Below are 16,810 nucleotides of genomic sequence, written 5' to 3' on the forward strand. Positions count from 1 at the left end.
CTCTATTCTCCCGGCTGCGGCCCGGACGGGCGCCGGATGCCCCAGCCGATGGGCTTGCGCCGGTTGCCGGGATGCTCCGGACCTGGCCCCCAGATCGCCTGATACGTATCAATCGCATAGCCGCGACGTTGCAGAAGGATCGCGGCAATCGCAAGGCCCGTCCACCAGAGCGCAAGGCTCAGCCACATCCACACCGGCGCATTGGCGTGCCACATGCCAAAGAGGATCGTGACCACGGCAAGAACCAGCAGCGCATAGCCCATGACCTTGTGCACCCATTCGAACATGACCCGCCACGGCGTCATGTCGTAATGATCGCCGCGCATCGCCTTGTCCGACGGCCCGCCCTTGGTGCCGCGAAAGATGCCGAACCCCACCTGCGCCAGAGCCAGCACCAGCACCGCATAGCCCAGGCGGCCATGGGTGTTCAGGGCCCCGGCTCCGCCAAAGACCAGCGCGATGCCGATCACGGTCAGCGCGACCACGACGCTCTGACCGATCCAGTGGCTGCGCCACCACGCCAGATTGTCCAGCTCGCGCGGCCAGTCCTGCCCCGGCATAACCTTGAAATACCGCGCGATCAGCACCGCCAACGGTGCCATCAGCCCCCAGGCGAGCACCATGGCGCGCCCGTGCCACGACACGGCCCATGCCACCTCGTGGGCGCGCGCGGCGTCAATGGGGGCCAGCAGCCAGTCCATTATCCCTTGACCGCGCCTGCGGTCATGCCGGTGATGATCTGGCGCGAGGCAAGCAGGGTAAAGATGATCGGCGGAATGGCCAGCAGCATGCCCGTGGCCATGATCACCCCCCATTCGACGTTGAATTCCGACATGTTGTTCACGATCAGGATTGGCACGGTCTTGGTGTTGCGGTCCGACAGGGCCGACGCCAGCAGGTATTCGTTCCATGCGATGCGAAAGGTAAAGATCGCCGCCGCCGCAAGCCCCGGCTTGATCAGGGGCAGCACCACCTTGAAGAAGACCTGAAACGGGCCCGCGCCATCCACCCGCGCCGCTTCTTCCAGCGACCGGGGCACCTGCACGATAAAGCTTTGCAGGATCCAGATCACAAAGGGCAGGTTCATCGCCACATAGATCAGGATGATCCCCGAATGCGTCCCCGCCAGACAAACGTCGCCGCGCCCGCCGACCATGTCGCGGATCGCCCCGCCAACCAGCCCGTCCTTGTCGAGGCAAAACTCGTTGTTCCAGAGGCCGAACACCGGCACCAGCAGCACCGCGGGCGGCACCATGCGCACCATCAGCGTGGTGACCGACACCGTGTCCCGCCCCATGAACCGGAACCGCACCAGCGCATAGGCCGCCATGGACCCGATCACCAGCGTCAGCACGGTGGAGATCAGCGCGATGATGATCGAGTTGATGAAGGCCCCGCCGAACTTGAGCGAGCAGAAATCCAGATGCTCCGGCTCGTACCACAGCACATCGCAGAGCGCGGTTTCATAGTTCTGGATCGTCGGCAGGAACAGCAGGCCGGACGTCCCCGAAATGATGTCCACGTCCAGCTTGAACGAATTCATCAGCATCAGGAGGACGGGCCCGACGGACATGAACACCAAAAGGACGATCACCGCGAAAAAGGCGGGGTTTGCGCGTTGGTTGTGCATCAGCTGTCCTCCTCGGCGGCGGCGCGCACGCGGGCGGCGCGGGCCTCCTGGATCCGGGTAAAGGCGAACATGCCGACCGTCAGCAGCATCAGCAGGATCAGCAGGTAATTCGACATGGCCGCCGCCACGCCCAGTTCGCGGAATTCGGTCGCGGTGCGGCTGATCCGCAGGGCGAGGATTTCCGTGCTGAGGCCGGGGCCCCCATTGGTCATCACGAGGATCACCTCAAGCACCTTGAACGCATCAATCAGGCGCAACAGACCCGTCACGATCAGGACCGGCATCATCAGCGGCAGCTTGATGTGCCAGATTTGCTGCCACGGGGTCGCGCCATCAATGCGCGCGGCCTCCAGCGCAGAGCGCGGCAGTGATTGCAGCGCGGCCAGAGACAGGATGAAGATAAACGGTGTCCATTGCCAGATATCGGCAATGATGATCGACGTCAGGGCATAGTCGCCCAGCCAATCCACCCTGGGCAGGCCGATGCTTTCGAGAAAGCGGTTAAACGTGCCGATGGTCGGATGGTACATGTACCGCCACATCAGACCGACGACCACGGGCGCGATCATCATCGGCAGGATGAACATCGTGCGCAGCACCGACATGCCGCGAATATCGCGGTCAAGCAGCAGGGCAAGCCCCACACCCAGCACCATCTCGATCGACACGACAAAGAAGGCAAAGCGCAGCGTGACGCCGATGCTTTCGCGGAAATTCGGATCGTTCCAGAGGGTGATGTAATTCCTGAGCCCGACAAACTCGGCCTCGCCAATGGACTGGCTCGGGTTCCAGTCGCGGAACGACCCCCAGATCATGTAGCCCAAGGGATAGAGCAACGCGATGGCCATGATGATCATGGCGGGCGCCATGAACATGTAGGGCGACAATCGGTTCACGCGGGCGATGGACATCGGTCTCTCCGGAGTAAAAAGGAGGGGCGCGGCAGACGCGCGCGCCCCTCAAGGGAGGATTACTTCTGCCAGGTGTAGTACCCGGCCTCTTCCATCACGGCGCGGGTCCGTTCGGCCACACCATCCAGCGCTTCCTGAATGTCGAGGTCTTCGGTCAGCACCTTGGACATGGTCGTGCCGATATCCGCGTTGATCTTGCCCCAGACGGGGATGATCGGACGCCAGTCGGGGTCAGCGAATTGCAGCGCCTCACCAAAGGTGGAGGAGAACGGGTATTTCTCGTTCAGGCCCGCATCCTGATAGGTGGAGAACCGCGAGGGGTTACCGCCTTCCATGGCCACCATCAGGTCACCCTGCTTCGACGTCAGCCACTGCATCAGCAGGAAGGCCGCTTCCTTGTTTTCGGCGTTCTTGGGGATCGCGATGCCGAAACCACCGGTTTGGCTGCCGCGACGCACGCCTTCGGGGTGCATGGCGTAACCGACCTTGCCGACGACCTGGCTGCGATCGGGATTTTCAAAGCCCGGCATGAACGCGATGGAGTCCATGAACATCGCCGCATCGCCATTGGCAAACGCGTTCGCGGCCTCGGAGGGGCCAAAGCTCATCGCGCCTTCGGGACCACAATCCACGATGGTTTTCAGGGCTTCGGCGGCTTCGACGCCAGCGGCGTTGTTGATGATCGGGTTCCACTGGTCGTCAAAGACACGGCCGCCCAGCGGGGCGAGGTGCAGAAGGAACGCGTGGCTTGCCTGGTGGCCAGAGGCCGCGCGCGATGCCATGCCGCCCATGCCCGGCTCAACTTCGGGGATCTTGCACGCCGCTGCGAGCAGTTGCTCGTAATTTTGCGGCTCATCAATGCCGTGCTTTTCAAAGATGTCCTTGCGGTAGGCCAGCACGGACGTCTCGGAGCCAAACGGAATACCAAAAAGCGACCCCGTCGGACCCGGCAGGTAGCCTTTGGTGCCACCGGCCACGCCGATGTTCTGCACATACCCGTCAATCAGATCGCCCGCGTCATAATTCGGGTCGGCCAGTTTCGGGTTCATGAAGTACTTGGCAAGGTTCTCCAGCTGATCGGCAAACACATAGTCGGCCTTGGAAAACACCACGTAGGAAATCAGGTCATATTCGCCTTCTTCCTGTGCCAGCTCGAGCGTCTGACGCTCACGCATCTTGAGATAGGGCAGCTGGTCCACCTCAACCTCGATACCGGTCTCTTTGGTGAATTCCGGCAGCACTTTCATCGCCGCATTGTAATGCGGGTGCGCGGGGAAGTTCACGACCAGCGTCGTGCCCGCATATTCCGCATAAGGTCCCCCATGACCGTCGGCGAACACCGCCCCGGTCATCAGCAGCGTCGCCGCCACCCCCATATTCATCGTCTTAAGCATAGTCTTCCTCCCATTGCTTTTGTCGTCGTTCAGATGGCCGCCTCGGTCTGGCGGTCGAACAGGTGGATGCGGCCGGAATTGGCCGCAAATGTCAGCGTTTCACCAAGCGCCATGGGCGTCTCGGAATTCATCTCGACCGTCACATTGCTGGCGCCGCACTGGCACAGCAGAACGGATTGCGCGCCCACGTATTCCGACACCTGCACATGCAGTTTCAGCGCGGCATCATCGGGTGCGTCTTCGGCAAAGCTGAGATCCGAGGGGCGCAAGCCCAGCGTCACGGCGCGCGCGCCATGTGCCTTGGCGGCGGCGGCCTTTTCCTCGGGCAGGCGCAGCTTGAACCCGTCGCCCGCCACGAATGCTGCCCCGCCCTCTTCGGTGATGTCACCTTGCAGGAAATTCATCGGCGGCATGCCGAGGAACCCGGCCACAAACTTGTTCGCGGGCCGCTTGAACAGCTCTTCGGGTGTGCCCTGCTGCTGGATATAGCCGCCATTCATCACCACGATCCGGTCGGCGAGCGTCATCGCCTCGATCTGATCGTGAGTGACGTAAATCATATTCTTTTCAACGCGTTGCGACATCAGCGCCAGTTCGGCCCGCATCTGTCCGCGCAGCTTTGCATCGAGGTTCGACAACGGTTCGTCAAAAAGGAAAATGCCGCTGTCCTTGGCCAGCGCGCGGGCCATCGCGACCCGCTGACGTTGCCCACCCGACAGGGCACCCGGCTTGCGGTCCAGAAACTCCGTCAGCCCCACCAGACCAGCCACTTCGCGCACCTTGGCGTCCACTTCGGCCTTGGGCCGTTTGGCCAGCCGCAGCGCGAACGAGATGTTCTGTGCGACGTTCATATGCGGGTACAGCGCATAGTCCTGAAACACCATCGCGAGGTTGCGGTCCTTGGGTTCAAGGTGGCTGACGGGTTGGTCGTCGACATAGATTTCGCCGTCCGACACATCCTCAAGCCCGGCGATCATCCGCAGGGTCGTCGACTTGCCGCAACCCGATGGTCCGACGAGCACCGTAAACTCGTTATCGGCCATTTCCAGCTCGATGCCGTGCAGCACTTCGACAGCGCCATACCGCTTCACGAGCCGATCCAATCGGATTACCGGCATGTCCCACCTCCCGTTTGTTACCGGTCACATTTGCGCATTGTGACCGGTAACACAAGGAGTTTCTAAATCGCATGCGACGAGCGGAACGGCGCAAAAAATGCCGTGGATTCGGTTACTTGGTGCTGGATCGCAGCGTGGGTGCGGGGTCAATGTTGATGCGCACCGCATCACCGGATGGCGTATCCTGGTCCAGCAATTGGCCGATCAAACGGCCTGCCTCGCGCCCGATTCGCTTCGAATCGACCACCACGGTCGAGATCGATGGCGATGCAAAACGCGACACTTCGAAATTACCGAACCCCGCCACGCCCATCTGATCCGGCACGGACACGCCGCGCGATTTGAGCGCGGATTGCACGCCGAACGCCGCCGCATCCGAGACGCAGAAAATGCAATCCACATCCGGGTAGCGGTCCAGAAGCGGACCAAGGGCCGCCGCGCCGTCCTCGATGCTCATCGGCGGCTTGCCCACGGGCAGGACGCGGTCCCCGCGCAGGCCCGCTTGCTCCATCGCCTCACGGAACCCGGCGCGCCGCGCGGCCCCCCGGGTCCAGTCATCGCCGTCCTCGCACAGGAACACGAGGTTGCGATATCCCTGGTCCAGCAAAACCCGCGTCATCTCTGCCGCCGCGTCGCGGTTGGAAAAGCCGATCGTGTGGCCAATCGGTTCCTCGGGCCGCTCCCACAGCTCGATCACCGGCACCGACGCCTCTGACAACAGATGCACGGTGCGGTCCGAATGCCCGTCATAGGACAGCACAATCGCCTCCGGACGACGGCGCAGCATCGCCTCAACCAGCTGTTCTTCGCGTTCGGCGGAATAGTCGGTGTGGCCCAGCAGGATCTGCTGGCCCACCAACTCAAGCTCTTCGGTCAGCGCCTGCACGGTCTCGGCAAAGTGCAGGTTGTTCAGCGACGGCACGAGAACGGCCACAAAGCCTGACCGTTTCGTGGTCAGACTGCCCGCCATCTGATCAGGGACATAGTTCATGTCCCGCACGACCTTGAGGATGCGTTCGCGGGTTTCGACCGATACGGGGCTGTCTTTTTTAAGCGCCCGCGACACCGTCATGCGCGACACACCTGCCGCGCGGGCCACGTCGCGCATGGTCACTGTTGCTTTGCTGCGGTCCGGGTCCGGCACGCGGTTCACCCTCACATTGGTACCGGTCACACATACCCTTGGCGACGTCCCTCTCGCAAGAGCGCTTGGTCAGGGCGCGGGACACCATGGTGTGACACCGGCAACCTGCCGAGCGCGACACGCAGCGGCGTTCGCCCGACTGTCCGCGGAGCCGCGCGTCTGCGCCACAAACGAGCCGGTCTATTTCAGCCTGCGCAAAACGCCAGCGGGATCAAGGGTTTGGCCCTCCACCTGCGCAGCCTCCGCGCCGTAGTTGAACCAGAACACCTCCGTCCCCGTCTCACGCCGCCGCACACCTTCGGGCATGACGAAAACTGGCAGATCCGGCACCAGCGCGCGGATCAGCGCCATATGCGCCGCGTCATCGCCCCACGCCGCCATATAAGTCACCCGCGCACCGCAGGACGCGGCAACCGGCGCGCCGTCCGTCGTTTCCATCAACACCGGCCCGCCGCTCTCGATCTGTTCAAAATAGCTGTGGATGGTCCCCACGCGCGCCAGCGTGATCGGCATGTCGGGCCGCATGGACTGCACACGCGACACGGTCAGGTCACTGCCCGGCCACGCCGGGGGCAGCGGTGTGGGGATGTTGAAATCTGCGTCCCGCGCGCCGGTGCGCGGGCCAATGATCACCTGACCGTCTGCGGTGTTCAGCGCGGTCTTGAGATCGTCCGGCATGTGCATCATGCCCGGCGCGAGCACCAATGCGTATCCGTCAAATTCCCGTGTCGACGGCGGCAGGATATCCACCGACAGGCCCAGCTTGCGCAAGGCCCGGTACCAGTCAAACACTAGCCCGAAATAGCTCAGGCCCGCCCCGTGCGGCTGCACCGCCCATGCCGCATCCGCAGCATAGTCAAAGATCAGCGCGACCGGCGCTTGCGCCGGTGTCAACTCCGGGGCCGCCAGCATTTCTGCGGCGACCGCCTCGGCTTCGGCAAATGCCTCGGCGGGCGCGCTGTCGGGGCGCAAAAGCCCGGCATGCATCTGCTCCTGCGCAAAGGGCGCCTGACGCCAGCGGAAATAACACACCGCCTCGGCCCCGTGGGCAAACGCCTCCCAAGTCCAGAGGCGCACCATCCCCGGCAAGGGCGACGGGTTGTAGGGGGCCCAGTTCACCGGGCCGGGCTGCTGTTCCATGATCCACCAACGACCGTCCTTGCCCACGGCGCGGTAGAGATCATGGTGAAACGCCTGAAAATCCGGATCGCCCTGACGCGCATACGCGCGCTGATGTGCGGGCGTTGCCCCCACCCGGTCCTCCAGAAAGCCGAGCGGATAGCTGTCCCATGACGCAATATCGAGGTCAGCGCCGACCGCAAAGTGGTCGAAATCCGTGATCCGACCCATGTAATTATGCGCGATGGGCGCGTCCGTATGGGCGCGGATGATCTCGACCTGTGCCCGGTTGAAGGCAACGACCTGATCCGACGCAAACCGGCGGAAGGCGTGCACATGGGCGGGGTTCGGTTCGGTGACGGTCAGGTTCGGCAGGCCGATCTGATCAAAGCTGTCATAGTCCATCGACCAGAACACATTGCCCCACGTCGCGTTCAGCGCGTCGATGTCGCCGTCGTTGCCCTGCCCCGGAAACTGCGCGCGGAGCCAGCCGCGAAACGCGTCACGCGCCGCATCGGAGTAACTCAGAATCGTGTCGTGACAGCCATATTCATTGTCCGTCTGCCACGCCGCCACATGGCCGTTCGGTCCATAGCGTTCGGCCATCGCCTGAACGATCCGGCGGCATTCCTCCAGATATCCGGCATGCGAAAAGCAGTAGTGGCGGCGCGAGCCGTACCCGCGCGGACGGCCCTCTGCATCCACCGCGAACATGTCCGGGTGCTTGGCCACGACCCAGGCCGGGGGCGTGGCCGTCGGCGTGCCCAGCACCACGTGCAGACCCGCGGCACCCAAGGTCGCAATCGCCCGGTCGAGCCAGCCCCAGTCGTACCGGCCCTCTTCCGGCTCCATCCGTTTCCACGCAAATTCGCCGATCCGCACCCATGTCAGGCCAAGGGCCGCCATACGCGCAGCATCTTCGGCCCACATGTCCTCGGGCCAATGCTCGGGGTAATAACACACCCCCAGGGTTCGTTTCATAGGATCACCTGATGTTCTGCCTGACCGACGACGCCGACCTCTGCCGCAAAGGTAAACCCGGCCTCCGGCGCGGTGCAGCCCTTGGCCGCCGTGGTCACATACAATGTCGTCCCGGCAAAGGCCGGGCATGTCGGTTGGGATGCGGGCACGGGCAGACGGCGCAACAACCTGCCGTCAGGGCTGTAACAGGCCACCTGTCCCGCCCCCCATTGCGCGTTCCACAGATTGCCGGTGGCATCGACCACGGCACCGTCGGGGTTCAAGTCGTCGTCGCGCAGATCAATGAACACCTGCGGCGCCTCCGCAGGCCAGCCGTCATCATCGAGAGCCACGCGCTGAATGATTTGCGTCGCGGTGTCGGTGAAATAGGCCGTGCGCCCATCCGGTGCAAAGCAGATCGCGTTCGATATGGTGATCCCGTCAAAAAGCTGCCGCAGCGTGCCGCGATGGTAGCGATAAATCGCACCGGCACCGGGTTCCGCATTGATCCCCATCGTGCCAATCCAGAACCCGCCCTGCGGGTCCGCGCGCCCATCATTTGACCGCGTCGCGGGATTGTCCGCCTCCAGCGGCACAACCAACTCACGCTCGACCGTGCCAATCGTATAGCGCCACAGCCCTGTTTCGGACGCCATCAACAGCGTGTCGTGATCGATCCATCCCGCCGCCGAGACATATTCATCGAACTGCCAGCCGCCGCCTGCATTGTTCGCCCCTTTGGAAAACAGGCGCTTGCCCAGAATATCGAACCAGAACAGTTGCTTGCGCTTTGGATGCCAGAGCGGCCCTTCCCCAAGCGCGCACAATACGTCACTGAAAACGTCCATCAGGCCGCCGCGTCATACGCCGCCACCATATCGGCAGCGCGAGAGGCGATATCGGCCACGGACAGGCCCGGTTTGTAGAGCGCAGAGCCGATGCCGAACCCGGTGATCCCGGCCGCCAGCCAAGTGCCGAAATCCGCCGCAACCACACCGCCCACGGCATAGGTTTTCGTGCCCGTGGGCAGGACCGCGCCAATGGCCTTGAGACCCGACACACCCAGATGCGACGCCGGAAACAGCTTGAGCCCGTCCGCCCCCGCCCGCAACGCGGCAAAGCATTCGGTCGGGGTCATGACGCCCGGAAAACTGTGCATTCCGGCGGCCTTGGTGGCGGCGATCACCTCCGGGTTGGCGTCGGGCGACACGACCATATGTGCGCCCATCTTGTGCAACCGTTCGACCGCGCCCACGTCCAGAACCGTGCCCGCACCAATCATCGCCGACTGCCCATGCGCGTCCAGCATTTTGCCAATACTGTCAAAGGGATCGGGCGAGTTCAGCGGCACTTCGATCCGCGTGATACCCGCATCCACCAGCGCATCGGCCACCGGCACGGCCTCTGCGGGGGTGATCCCGCGCAGGATCGCGATAATCTCTCGGCTCATGCGGCCTCTCCTTGCAATTGCGCATAGGCGGCGCTGAGCCCGGCCAGCGTCATGTCTTCGGCATCGGCCGTCTGCGTCGGCACACCCTGCGCGCCCAATGCGGCGGCGTATGCTGCGGACAGCACGGGTGCCCCCACCAGCGCCACCGCCTGCCCCAGCCAGTAGGGGCGCATCGCGGCCAGCTCGGCCCCGATCAGCAAGCCCGACAGGCGCGCCCGCGCCGCATCACCGGACAGTCCCGCCAGCAGCCCCTCGGCCCGCAGGGAAAACAGCGATGCGGCAAGGCTTTCGGGACGTGACAGAGTTTGATCCACCCCGGCGGCAAAGGCCGCATCATCCCATCCCTGCCCAACCGAATGGCGCAGCACCGACTGACCGGACAACAGCGCAAACATCTCGCCCGTCATGGCCGTGCGAAAGCTCACAATCTCGCCCGCGCTGATATGCGCCCATTTCGTGTGCGTCCCGGGCAGGCAGACCACCCCGTCGAACCCGGGATTGCACGCGATGAACCCTGCGATCTGCGTTTCCTCGCCGCGCATCACGTCTGCGGGGCTGTTCTGTTTGACACCGGGCAGGATGCGGGCGTCGAACCCCGGCACTGCAACCGCGTCATGGATCGTGGGCGGCGCGCACGGCACGCTGGCATAGGGCGCCTCAGTCCAGCCCTGACGCGCGCCGACCATGCCACAGGCCAGAACCGGGGCGGGCAACGCATCGCCCACCAGCGCCCGCAGCGCCGGTTCAAACCCGTCACGCTCCAGCGTGCCCATACCGTCCGCGGATGACCGAAGTTCCAGAACGGCGCCGTCCCGCGCCATCAGCCATGCGCGCAGATGCGACGTGCCCCAATCCAACGCGATCCACGCCACATCCGCCATCAGCAGGGCACCACCACGCCGCCATCGATGACCAGCGCCTGACCGGTCATCATGCGGCTGACATCGGACGCCAGAAACAGGGTCGTCCCGACCACGTCGCGCGGTTCCAGATGTTCCTTGAGGCATTGGCGTTCGAGATGCGCCGCCAGCCCTTCGGGCGTCGCCCATTTGTCCAGCTGCTTTTGCGTCAGGATCCAACCGGGGGCGAGCGCGTTGACCCGGATCTTGTCCGGCCCAAACTCGCGCGCGATGCTGTGCGACATGGCCGTGATCGCCGCATTGGCCGCCGAATAGATCGGATAGCCTGCGTTGCCCATCATATAGCTGATGGACGAGAAATTGATGATCGACCCGCCGCCTGCCGCCTGCATGCCGGGGATCACCGCCTGACAGGCAAAGAAATAGGCCTTTTGGTTGATCGCGATCATCCAGTCCCAGAAGTCACTGTCGACCTCCAGCGTCGGGTGGCGTTGATCGTTGGCGGCGTTGTTGACCAGAACCGTCACCGGCCCGTGGGCCTCGGACGCCTCCGCCACGCAGGCGCGCAGACGATCAGTATCGGTGATATCACACTGCATGAACAGCGGACGCTGCCCGTGCTTGGCCTCCATCTCATCGGCAAAGGCGGTCGCATCGGAGCGGCCCACAAAGGCCACCTTGGCCCCCTGTTCCAGAAACCCGTCCGTCAGGGATGCGCCAATGCCCGAACCGCCCCCCGTGATGAACACCGAAGCACCGGACAGGTCGTGGAATGTGGCTGTGTCTTTCATCGCAGTTCTCTCGTTTGGGCCTCAGGCCAGATCGCCTTTGACGACCCACATCCGTTCGGGAAAGCTCCATGGCAGCGTAATGCCATGATACATCAGATACGCGCCACTCGCCACGATGGGCCCGGTCTTGAGCGCGTTTTGCCCCCGCGACAAATGGCTCGCGTCGGCGCGGTTCACCAGTTCCACCCGGTACTTGGCCTCCGGGCTGAGGCGGGTCAGGCGCAAGGGGCGCGGGGCAATCTGGTCGCTTGTGGCCTCTTTGCCGGCAAAAACGACAAACTGTCCCCCGCCCTGTTCCAGATGCTGTTCCGCGATGACGGATGGGTCCGCGCTGTCGAGACGCAGGATATCCGCCCCGTACATCCAGTCACGGTTGTGCCGCCACCAGCCGGTGACATCGCGCAGCACCTCTGCCTCGTCATCCGTCAGCTCGCGCGGGTCCATCTCGAACCCCATATGCCGCTGCGCCGCGACCCAGGCGCGGAACCGGATGTCCAGCGTGCGTCCCGACGTGTGACAGGTGCGCGGTCCCACATGGCTGCCCGTCACGGCCATCGGCAAAAAGATCGACGCATTGTGCTGAATGCGCAGCCGTTCGGTGGCGTCATTGCTGTCGCTCAGCCAGACGCGCTGACACCGTTCCATGATGCCAAAGTCGATGCGCCCGCCGCCCGACGCGCAGCTTTCGATTTCGACATGCGGAAACCGCGCCCGCAACCGGTCCAGAAGCGCATAGGACCCGCGCGTCTGCGCCGCATCGGGCATGGGCAGCACGCGGTTGTGGTCCCACTTGATGTATTCGATGTCGTGACGGCTGAGGATGTCGCTGATCCGTTCGAACAGGAAGGATTGCACGGCAGGCAAGGCCATGTTCAGCGCCATCTGCTGGCGGCCCATAATCTGATCCTCACCGCCCAGGGCCCAATCGGGATGGGCGCGGAAGATGTCGGAGTTCTGGTTGATCATCTCTGGCTCGAACCAGATGCCAAAGGACATGCCGGTCGATTTGACGTGATCAATCAGCGGCGTCAGCCCGTCGGGGTATTTGCGCGGATCGACCTCCCAATCGCTGAGCGCCTGCGTGTCGTCATCGCGGTTGCCGAACCACCCGTCATCCAGCACGAACCGCTCGGCCCCAAGGTCGGCGGCACGGGTGGCGATGTCCTTGAGCTCATCAAGGTTGTGGTCGAAATAGACCGCTTCCCAGCAGTTGTAATGCACCGGGCGCGGCGCATCGGGGCGCGGAAAGGTGACGATGCGGTCGCGCAGATGTCTCTGGAAGGCGACGGCGCAGCCATTCAGCCCATCATCGGAAAACACGGCATAAAGCTTGCCGGTGGCAAAGGATTTCTGCGCGCTGCTCTCGACGCGGGCGGCGTGGCCAAACTGGATCTGACGGCGCCCGTCGGGCAGCTCTTCGGCCACCATCCGGTGCCCGCCCGACCAGCCGTAATGAAACGCATAGGCATGACCGGACGCGTTGGACGCCCCCCGGACCGGCACGACAAGGCCCGGAAAATGTTCGTGCCCGGTGCGGCCCGTGCGGTTTTCGCGGTAACGGATACCGGGGGACCAGGGCGTGCGGTTCATCTGGAACTCACCACACCAGCGGCCCGCAAAATCAATCATCTCATCGCTGAGCTGTGGCGCGGGAAACACCGGCGCGCTGAGCCAGTGCAGGTGCATCGGTTGATCCGATTCCACCTCCGCGCTGGCCTCGATGATATGTGTGTCGGGATCGAGCGCGAACCGCGCGCGATAGGTCAACTGACGGTCCTGATCCATGTAAGTCAGGACCAGCACACCGTCTCCCAGATCCGCCTGTTCCAGGCAGAACTTGGGCAGAAACGGCGTGCCGTCCCCGTGGCGGATGATCAACCCGGGCTGACCGGGAAAGGACCGCGTGGCCTCGGGACAGATGCTGAGTTCGGGGTTCGCATCCAGCATCCCGCCCGTCACATCCAGCGTATACGCCTCATAAAGCGTGGTCAGGTCTTCCTCATCCGGAAGTCGTGGACCCCAGTAAATTACCTCAGCCAGACGCCCTCGGTCAGAGCCGAGAACAAGTGTCTGGCGCCCGTCATCGAGCCGCCAGCATCTGATCACTTCACAGCCCCCAGCGTGAGACCGGCAATAAAGTGGCGCTGCATCAGGAAGAAGCAGACAACCGGCGGGATCGCGGCCAGCAGGGACGCCGCCGACACCAGATGCCAGTTGTTCACGAACTGACCATTAAGCGCGCGCACACCCGCCGTGATCGGCTTGGCGCTTTCGCCTTGGGTCAGAACGTTGGCCCAGAAGAAGTCATTCCAGACAAAGGTAAAGATCAGCACCGCAAGCGCCGCAATCGCAGGCCGCACAAGCGGCAGCACGACGTACCAGAAGATCTTCCATTCCGCGATCCCCTCGATCCGCGCACTTTCGATCAGATCGAAGGGCAACGCCTTGATAAAGTTACGCATAAACAGGGTGCAGAACCCCGTCTGGAACGCCGCATGGAACAGGAACTGGCCCGCAATGGTGTCATAAAGACCCGTCTGCACCGACATGTCGCGCACGGGCACCATCAGGATCTGGAACGGAATGAAATTGCCCGCCACAAACAGGAAAAACAGCGGCAGTGCGACCCGGAATTTGTAGATCGCAAGCGCATAGCCCGCGAGGCAGGCCAAAGCCACAGAGATGATGACCGTCGGCACCGTGATCAGCACGGAATTCAGCATATACTGCGCCGCCGCCGATTGTGTGAACACGGCCGTGTAGTTGTCGACAATGGCAAATTCGCTCGGCCAGCCAAAGATATTGCCCGAGTTGATGTCCGCCGCCGACCGGATCGACGTCAGCAGGATCGCCAAGAGCGGCAGCAGCCACAGGATCAGCGCGACAGGCAGGAACGCCTGATACGCGGTCTTGGCGACGGGGCCGGATTTTTCAATAGGTTTCGGAAACATCTTACCGCCCCCCCTTCTCGTCTTGGTACATCCGCCACAGGAAATAGCTGATGAAAAACAGCATGATGCCGAACAGAACCGTCGCCACGGCAGAGCCATAGCCATAGCGTTCGCCAAACTCCGAAATCGCGACCTCGAACATGTAATGCGACAACACGTTGGTGGAGCCGAACGGGCCCCCTTGGGTCATGATCGCGATCATGTCAAAGGACCGCAGCGCGCCGATCACGGTCACAACAACGGCGATGAACGTGGCAGGTTTCAGTTGCGGCACAACCACGTACCACAGCATTTTCCACCCCTTTGCGCCGTCGAGCCGCGCGGCCTCGATCTGATCCGCGGCCACGTTGTTGAGACCGGTGAGATAGAGGATCATGCAATACGCGATTTGCGGCCACAGGCCGGCGGCGATGATGCCATATGTCGCCCATTCCGGGCTCGACAGGATGTCAGGGGCCGGGCGCGAACAGTTGAAGGTCACGTTGCCGAGGATGTTTGTCGTTTCCTCGCAGAACAGCGCCTTCCACACCGTGCCGACGACCCCGAAATCGGGGTTGTAGAACCAGCCAAAGATCAGGCCCACAACCACTTGCGAGATCACAAAAGGGAAGAAAAACATAGACTTGTAGAACCGCATACCCGGAACCGTCTGGTTCAGGAACAGCGCAATGAACAGGCCCAAGGGCACCGCCAGCATATAGAGGATCAGCCACGCGATGTTGTTGCGCAGCGACGTCCAGAAATTCGGATCGTCCCACAATTTGATATAGTTTTCGACGCCCACCCATGTCGCCGTCGAATTGCCGTCCACATCGTAAAGACCGTTCCACTCGTACAGGCTGAGCCAGAGCGACTGAAAGATCGGGATGACCACGTAGATCGCAAAAAAGATCAGCGCGGGGATCAGGAAAATCCACGGCGCAATGGCCAGCTTGTTGCGCGCGAACCAACCCGGTTCGGGTGCCGATTGCGCTTGGTGCATTGATGCGTCAGCCATGCGGGGGCGCTCCTCTCTGGGATCGGGGTGCGCCGGACGCGGCGCTCATACCCTTTTGAAAAGCCGGACAAATCGGCCTTGCAGAAGGACATGAAGGGGCGGACATCGCTGCCCGCCCCCCAAAGTCGATTAGTTGTAGACTTCTTCCTGAACGGTATCGAGGCGCTCAAGAACCGCGTCCATTTTGGACGTGTCCAGCATGAACTCCTGGAAGCCTTCCATGCCTGCCTTGGCCATGGCCGCAGGGGCGTCACGGTCAAAGAACTGGGCCAGACCGGTGGCGCTGTTCAGCAGGGCAAAGCCTTCCTGGATGAACTTGTCATCCGAGATGTCCGCCTTGGAGTTGATCGGCAGCTGACCGATGGTCTTGTTCCACTGCGTTTGCACATCGGGACGCGCAACGAAGGCCAGGAATTTCTTGGCATCTTCGACGTTCTTCGCGTTCGCAGGGATAAAGAACGCGTCTGCAGGCGCTTCTTCGGCCGGTGCAATTGCCGGGTCGATGACCGGGAACGGCATGAAGTCGATCTGGTCCTCGGTCAGGCCAGCATTCTTGTAGCCGTCCACGGAGAAGTTGCCCATCACGTACATCGCCGCGTCACCGTTGGCGAAAGGCGCAATCGCGTCCTGCCAGCTCATCGAGGCGTGGTTGTCGACAAAGCCACACTCGTTGATCAGCGTTTCCCAGTTCTCGAACGTCGCCTTGATGCGCGGATCGGTGTACTTGATCTCACCGGCGGTCAGGGCGTTGTGCACGTCATAGCCGTTGGTGCGCAGGTTGATGTAGTCGAACACGCCCGCAGCCGTCCAAAGGAACTTGGTCCCGATGGTGAAAGGCGTCACGCCGTTCTCTTTCATCTTGGCACAACCGGCCAGCATGTCGTCCCACGTCGCGAACTCTTCCAGTTCGAGCAGGTCGAAGATGTCTTTGCGGTAGTAAATGCCCCACTGGTAGTAGCTGTAAGGCACACCCCAGATCTTGCCGTCACGGCTCATGGTTGCCTTGATGGCCGCCAGATCTTCGTTAAAGCCGTTTTCTTCCCACACGTCATCGACGGGCTGGAACAGACCCGCATCGACGAAGGGCGCCATGCGGTTGCCGGGGTACCAGCTTGTCACGTCAGGCGCGTCAGCGGTCAGGAAGTTGCGAATCGCCGTCTTGTGCGCTTCGCGGTCGTTGATGTTGACGATCACGTTGATGTCGGGGTTTTCCGACTTGAAGAGCTCAACAGCATCTTCAAAGCCCTTTTTGGGGCCGGGGTTCAGGTCGTCAAAGTTGATGACCAGATCGCGCGCAAACGCGGTGCCCGCAACAGCCGACAGCGCAATGGCCGCCACAGCGGTTTTCAAATTCAGGAACATGGTTTCCTCCCGTTGGTTCCTTATGGTTCCGTGGCCAGAGCTTGTCTCATCCCGCCGACCACGAAAAGTCAGATTTCTTTTGACTTCGGTTCCTGCTTTGTGGATGTTCCACATAGTGAAACC

Annotated in this window: 15 protein-coding genes; all 15 read right to left on the reverse strand. The window is 62.5% G+C overall.

Translation table 11 applies throughout. The features are described 5' to 3' along the window. Positions 1 to 2 precede the first annotated feature (2 nt). Positions 3 to 701, reverse strand: coding sequence for a cytochrome b561 domain-containing protein (locus tag ACERHN_RS02950; protein WP_415921154.1), 699 nt, complete (start codon positions 699 to 701; stop codon positions 3 to 5). Beyond that, entirely contained in the window at positions 701 to 1,630 is a 930-nt protein-coding gene (locus ACERHN_RS02955) for a carbohydrate ABC transporter permease (RefSeq protein ID WP_415921155.1), read from the reverse strand. The genes ACERHN_RS02950 and ACERHN_RS02955 overlap by 1 nt, the downstream gene beginning before the upstream one ends. Then, positions 1,630 to 2,541: a carbohydrate ABC transporter permease gene (locus ACERHN_RS02960; protein ID WP_415921156.1), complete on the reverse strand. Its 912-nt coding sequence runs from the start codon at positions 2,539 to 2,541 to the stop codon at positions 1,630 to 1,632. The genes ACERHN_RS02955 and ACERHN_RS02960 overlap by 1 nt, the downstream gene beginning before the upstream one ends. Before the next feature lie 59 nt (positions 2,542 to 2,600). Next, positions 2,601 to 3,935, reverse strand: coding sequence for an extracellular solute-binding protein (locus tag ACERHN_RS02965; RefSeq protein WP_415921157.1), 1,335 nt, complete (start codon positions 3,933 to 3,935; stop codon positions 2,601 to 2,603). A 29-nt stretch (positions 3,936 to 3,964) separates the two neighbouring features. Next, on the reverse strand, positions 3,965 to 5,053 hold the full coding sequence (locus ACERHN_RS02970; protein ID WP_415921158.1) for an ABC transporter ATP-binding protein: 1,089 nt from the start codon (positions 5,051 to 5,053) through the stop codon (positions 3,965 to 3,967). A 112-nt stretch (positions 5,054 to 5,165) separates the two neighbouring features. Further along, positions 5,166 to 6,227, reverse strand: a complete 1,062-nt coding sequence (locus ACERHN_RS02975; protein ID WP_415921159.1) for a LacI family DNA-binding transcriptional regulator — start codon at positions 6,225 to 6,227, stop codon at positions 5,166 to 5,168. 150 nt (positions 6,228 to 6,377) lie between these two features. Beyond that, a complete protein-coding gene (locus ACERHN_RS02980) occupies positions 6,378 to 8,297 on the reverse strand; it encodes a beta-galactosidase (protein WP_415921160.1) in 1,920 nt (639 codons plus the stop codon). Further along, complete coding sequence (locus ACERHN_RS02985; RefSeq protein ID WP_415921161.1) at positions 8,294 to 9,124, reverse strand: SMP-30/gluconolactonase/LRE family protein; 831 nt, start codon at positions 9,122 to 9,124, stop codon at positions 8,294 to 8,296. Before ACERHN_RS02985 ends, ACERHN_RS02980 begins: the two co-directional genes overlap by 4 nt. Further along, positions 9,124 to 9,726 carry a 2-dehydro-3-deoxy-6-phosphogalactonate aldolase gene (locus tag ACERHN_RS02990; RefSeq protein ID WP_415921162.1) on the reverse strand — a complete coding sequence of 201 codons (603 nt, stop codon included), beginning with the start codon at positions 9,724 to 9,726 and terminating at the stop codon, positions 9,124 to 9,126. The genes ACERHN_RS02985 and ACERHN_RS02990 overlap by 1 nt, the downstream gene beginning before the upstream one ends. Next, complete coding sequence (locus ACERHN_RS02995; protein ID WP_415921163.1) at positions 9,723 to 10,607, reverse strand: 2-dehydro-3-deoxygalactonokinase; 885 nt, start codon at positions 10,605 to 10,607, stop codon at positions 9,723 to 9,725. The genes ACERHN_RS02990 and ACERHN_RS02995 overlap by 4 nt, the downstream gene beginning before the upstream one ends. Next, a complete protein-coding gene (locus ACERHN_RS03000; protein ID WP_415921164.1) occupies positions 10,607 to 11,377 on the reverse strand; it encodes an SDR family NAD(P)-dependent oxidoreductase in 771 nt (256 codons plus the stop codon). The genes ACERHN_RS02995 and ACERHN_RS03000 overlap by 1 nt, the downstream gene beginning before the upstream one ends. A 21-nt stretch (positions 11,378 to 11,398) precedes the next feature. Next, positions 11,399 to 13,483 (reverse strand): alpha-galactosidase, encoded by a 2,085-nt coding sequence (locus tag ACERHN_RS03005; RefSeq protein WP_415921165.1) that lies wholly within the window; start codon positions 13,481 to 13,483, stop codon positions 11,399 to 11,401. After that, on the reverse strand, positions 13,480 to 14,328 hold the full coding sequence (locus ACERHN_RS03010; RefSeq protein ID WP_415921166.1) for a carbohydrate ABC transporter permease: 849 nt from the start codon (positions 14,326 to 14,328) through the stop codon (positions 13,480 to 13,482). The genes ACERHN_RS03005 and ACERHN_RS03010 overlap by 4 nt, the downstream gene beginning before the upstream one ends. 1 nt (position 14,329) lies before the next feature. Beyond that, positions 14,330 to 15,325, reverse strand: coding sequence for a carbohydrate ABC transporter permease (locus tag ACERHN_RS03015; RefSeq protein WP_415921167.1), 996 nt, complete (start codon positions 15,323 to 15,325; stop codon positions 14,330 to 14,332). 129 nt (positions 15,326 to 15,454) lie between these two features. Continuing rightward, complete coding sequence (locus ACERHN_RS03020; RefSeq protein ID WP_415921168.1) at positions 15,455 to 16,687, reverse strand: ABC transporter substrate-binding protein; 1,233 nt, start codon at positions 16,685 to 16,687, stop codon at positions 15,455 to 15,457. Positions 16,688 to 16,810 lie beyond the last annotated feature (123 nt).

It is taken from the genome of Tateyamaria rhodophyticola (assembly GCF_047777875.1).
GTDB lineage: Bacteria > Pseudomonadota > Alphaproteobacteria > Rhodobacterales > Rhodobacteraceae > Tateyamaria.

Bases quoted from the DNA above. Each gene is read 5' to 3' on its own strand.
- ACERHN_RS02990 (WP_415921162.1), bottom strand. From the start codon at position 9,726: ATGAGCCGAGAGATTATCGCGATCCTGCGCGGGATCACCCCCGCAGAG.
- ACERHN_RS02965 (WP_415921157.1), bottom strand. From the start codon at position 3,935: ATGCTTAAGACGATGAATATGGGGGTGGCGGCGACGCTGCTGATGACC.
- ACERHN_RS03020 (WP_415921168.1), bottom strand. From the start codon at position 16,687: ATGTTCCTGAATTTGAAAACCGCTGTGGCGGCCATTGCGCTGTCGGCT.
- ACERHN_RS02995 (WP_415921163.1), bottom strand. From the start codon at position 10,607: ATGGCGGATGTGGCGTGGATCGCGTTGGATTGGGGCACGTCGCATCTG.
- ACERHN_RS02985 (WP_415921161.1), bottom strand. From the start codon at position 9,124: ATGGACGTTTTCAGTGACGTATTGTGCGCGCTTGGGGAAGGGCCGCTC.
- ACERHN_RS02980 (WP_415921160.1), bottom strand. From the start codon at position 8,297: ATGAAACGAACCCTGGGGGTGTGTTATTACCCCGAGCATTGGCCCGAG.
- ACERHN_RS03000 (WP_415921164.1), bottom strand. From the start codon at position 11,377: ATGAAAGACACAGCCACATTCCACGACCTGTCCGGTGCTTCGGTGTTC.
- ACERHN_RS02955 (WP_415921155.1), bottom strand. From the start codon at position 1,630: ATGCACAACCAACGCGCAAACCCCGCCTTTTTCGCGGTGATCGTCCTT.
- ACERHN_RS03010 (WP_415921166.1), bottom strand. From the start codon at position 14,328: ATGTTTCCGAAACCTATTGAAAAATCCGGCCCCGTCGCCAAGACCGCG.
- ACERHN_RS02960 (WP_415921156.1), bottom strand. From the start codon at position 2,541: ATGTCCATCGCCCGCGTGAACCGATTGTCGCCCTACATGTTCATGGCG.
- ACERHN_RS03015 (WP_415921167.1), bottom strand. From the start codon at position 15,325: ATGGCTGACGCATCAATGCACCAAGCGCAATCGGCACCCGAACCGGGT.
- ACERHN_RS02950 (WP_415921154.1), bottom strand. From the start codon at position 701: ATGGACTGGCTGCTGGCCCCCATTGACGCCGCGCGCGCCCACGAGGTG.
- ACERHN_RS02970 (WP_415921158.1), bottom strand. From the start codon at position 5,053: ATGCCGGTAATCCGATTGGATCGGCTCGTGAAGCGGTATGGCGCTGTC.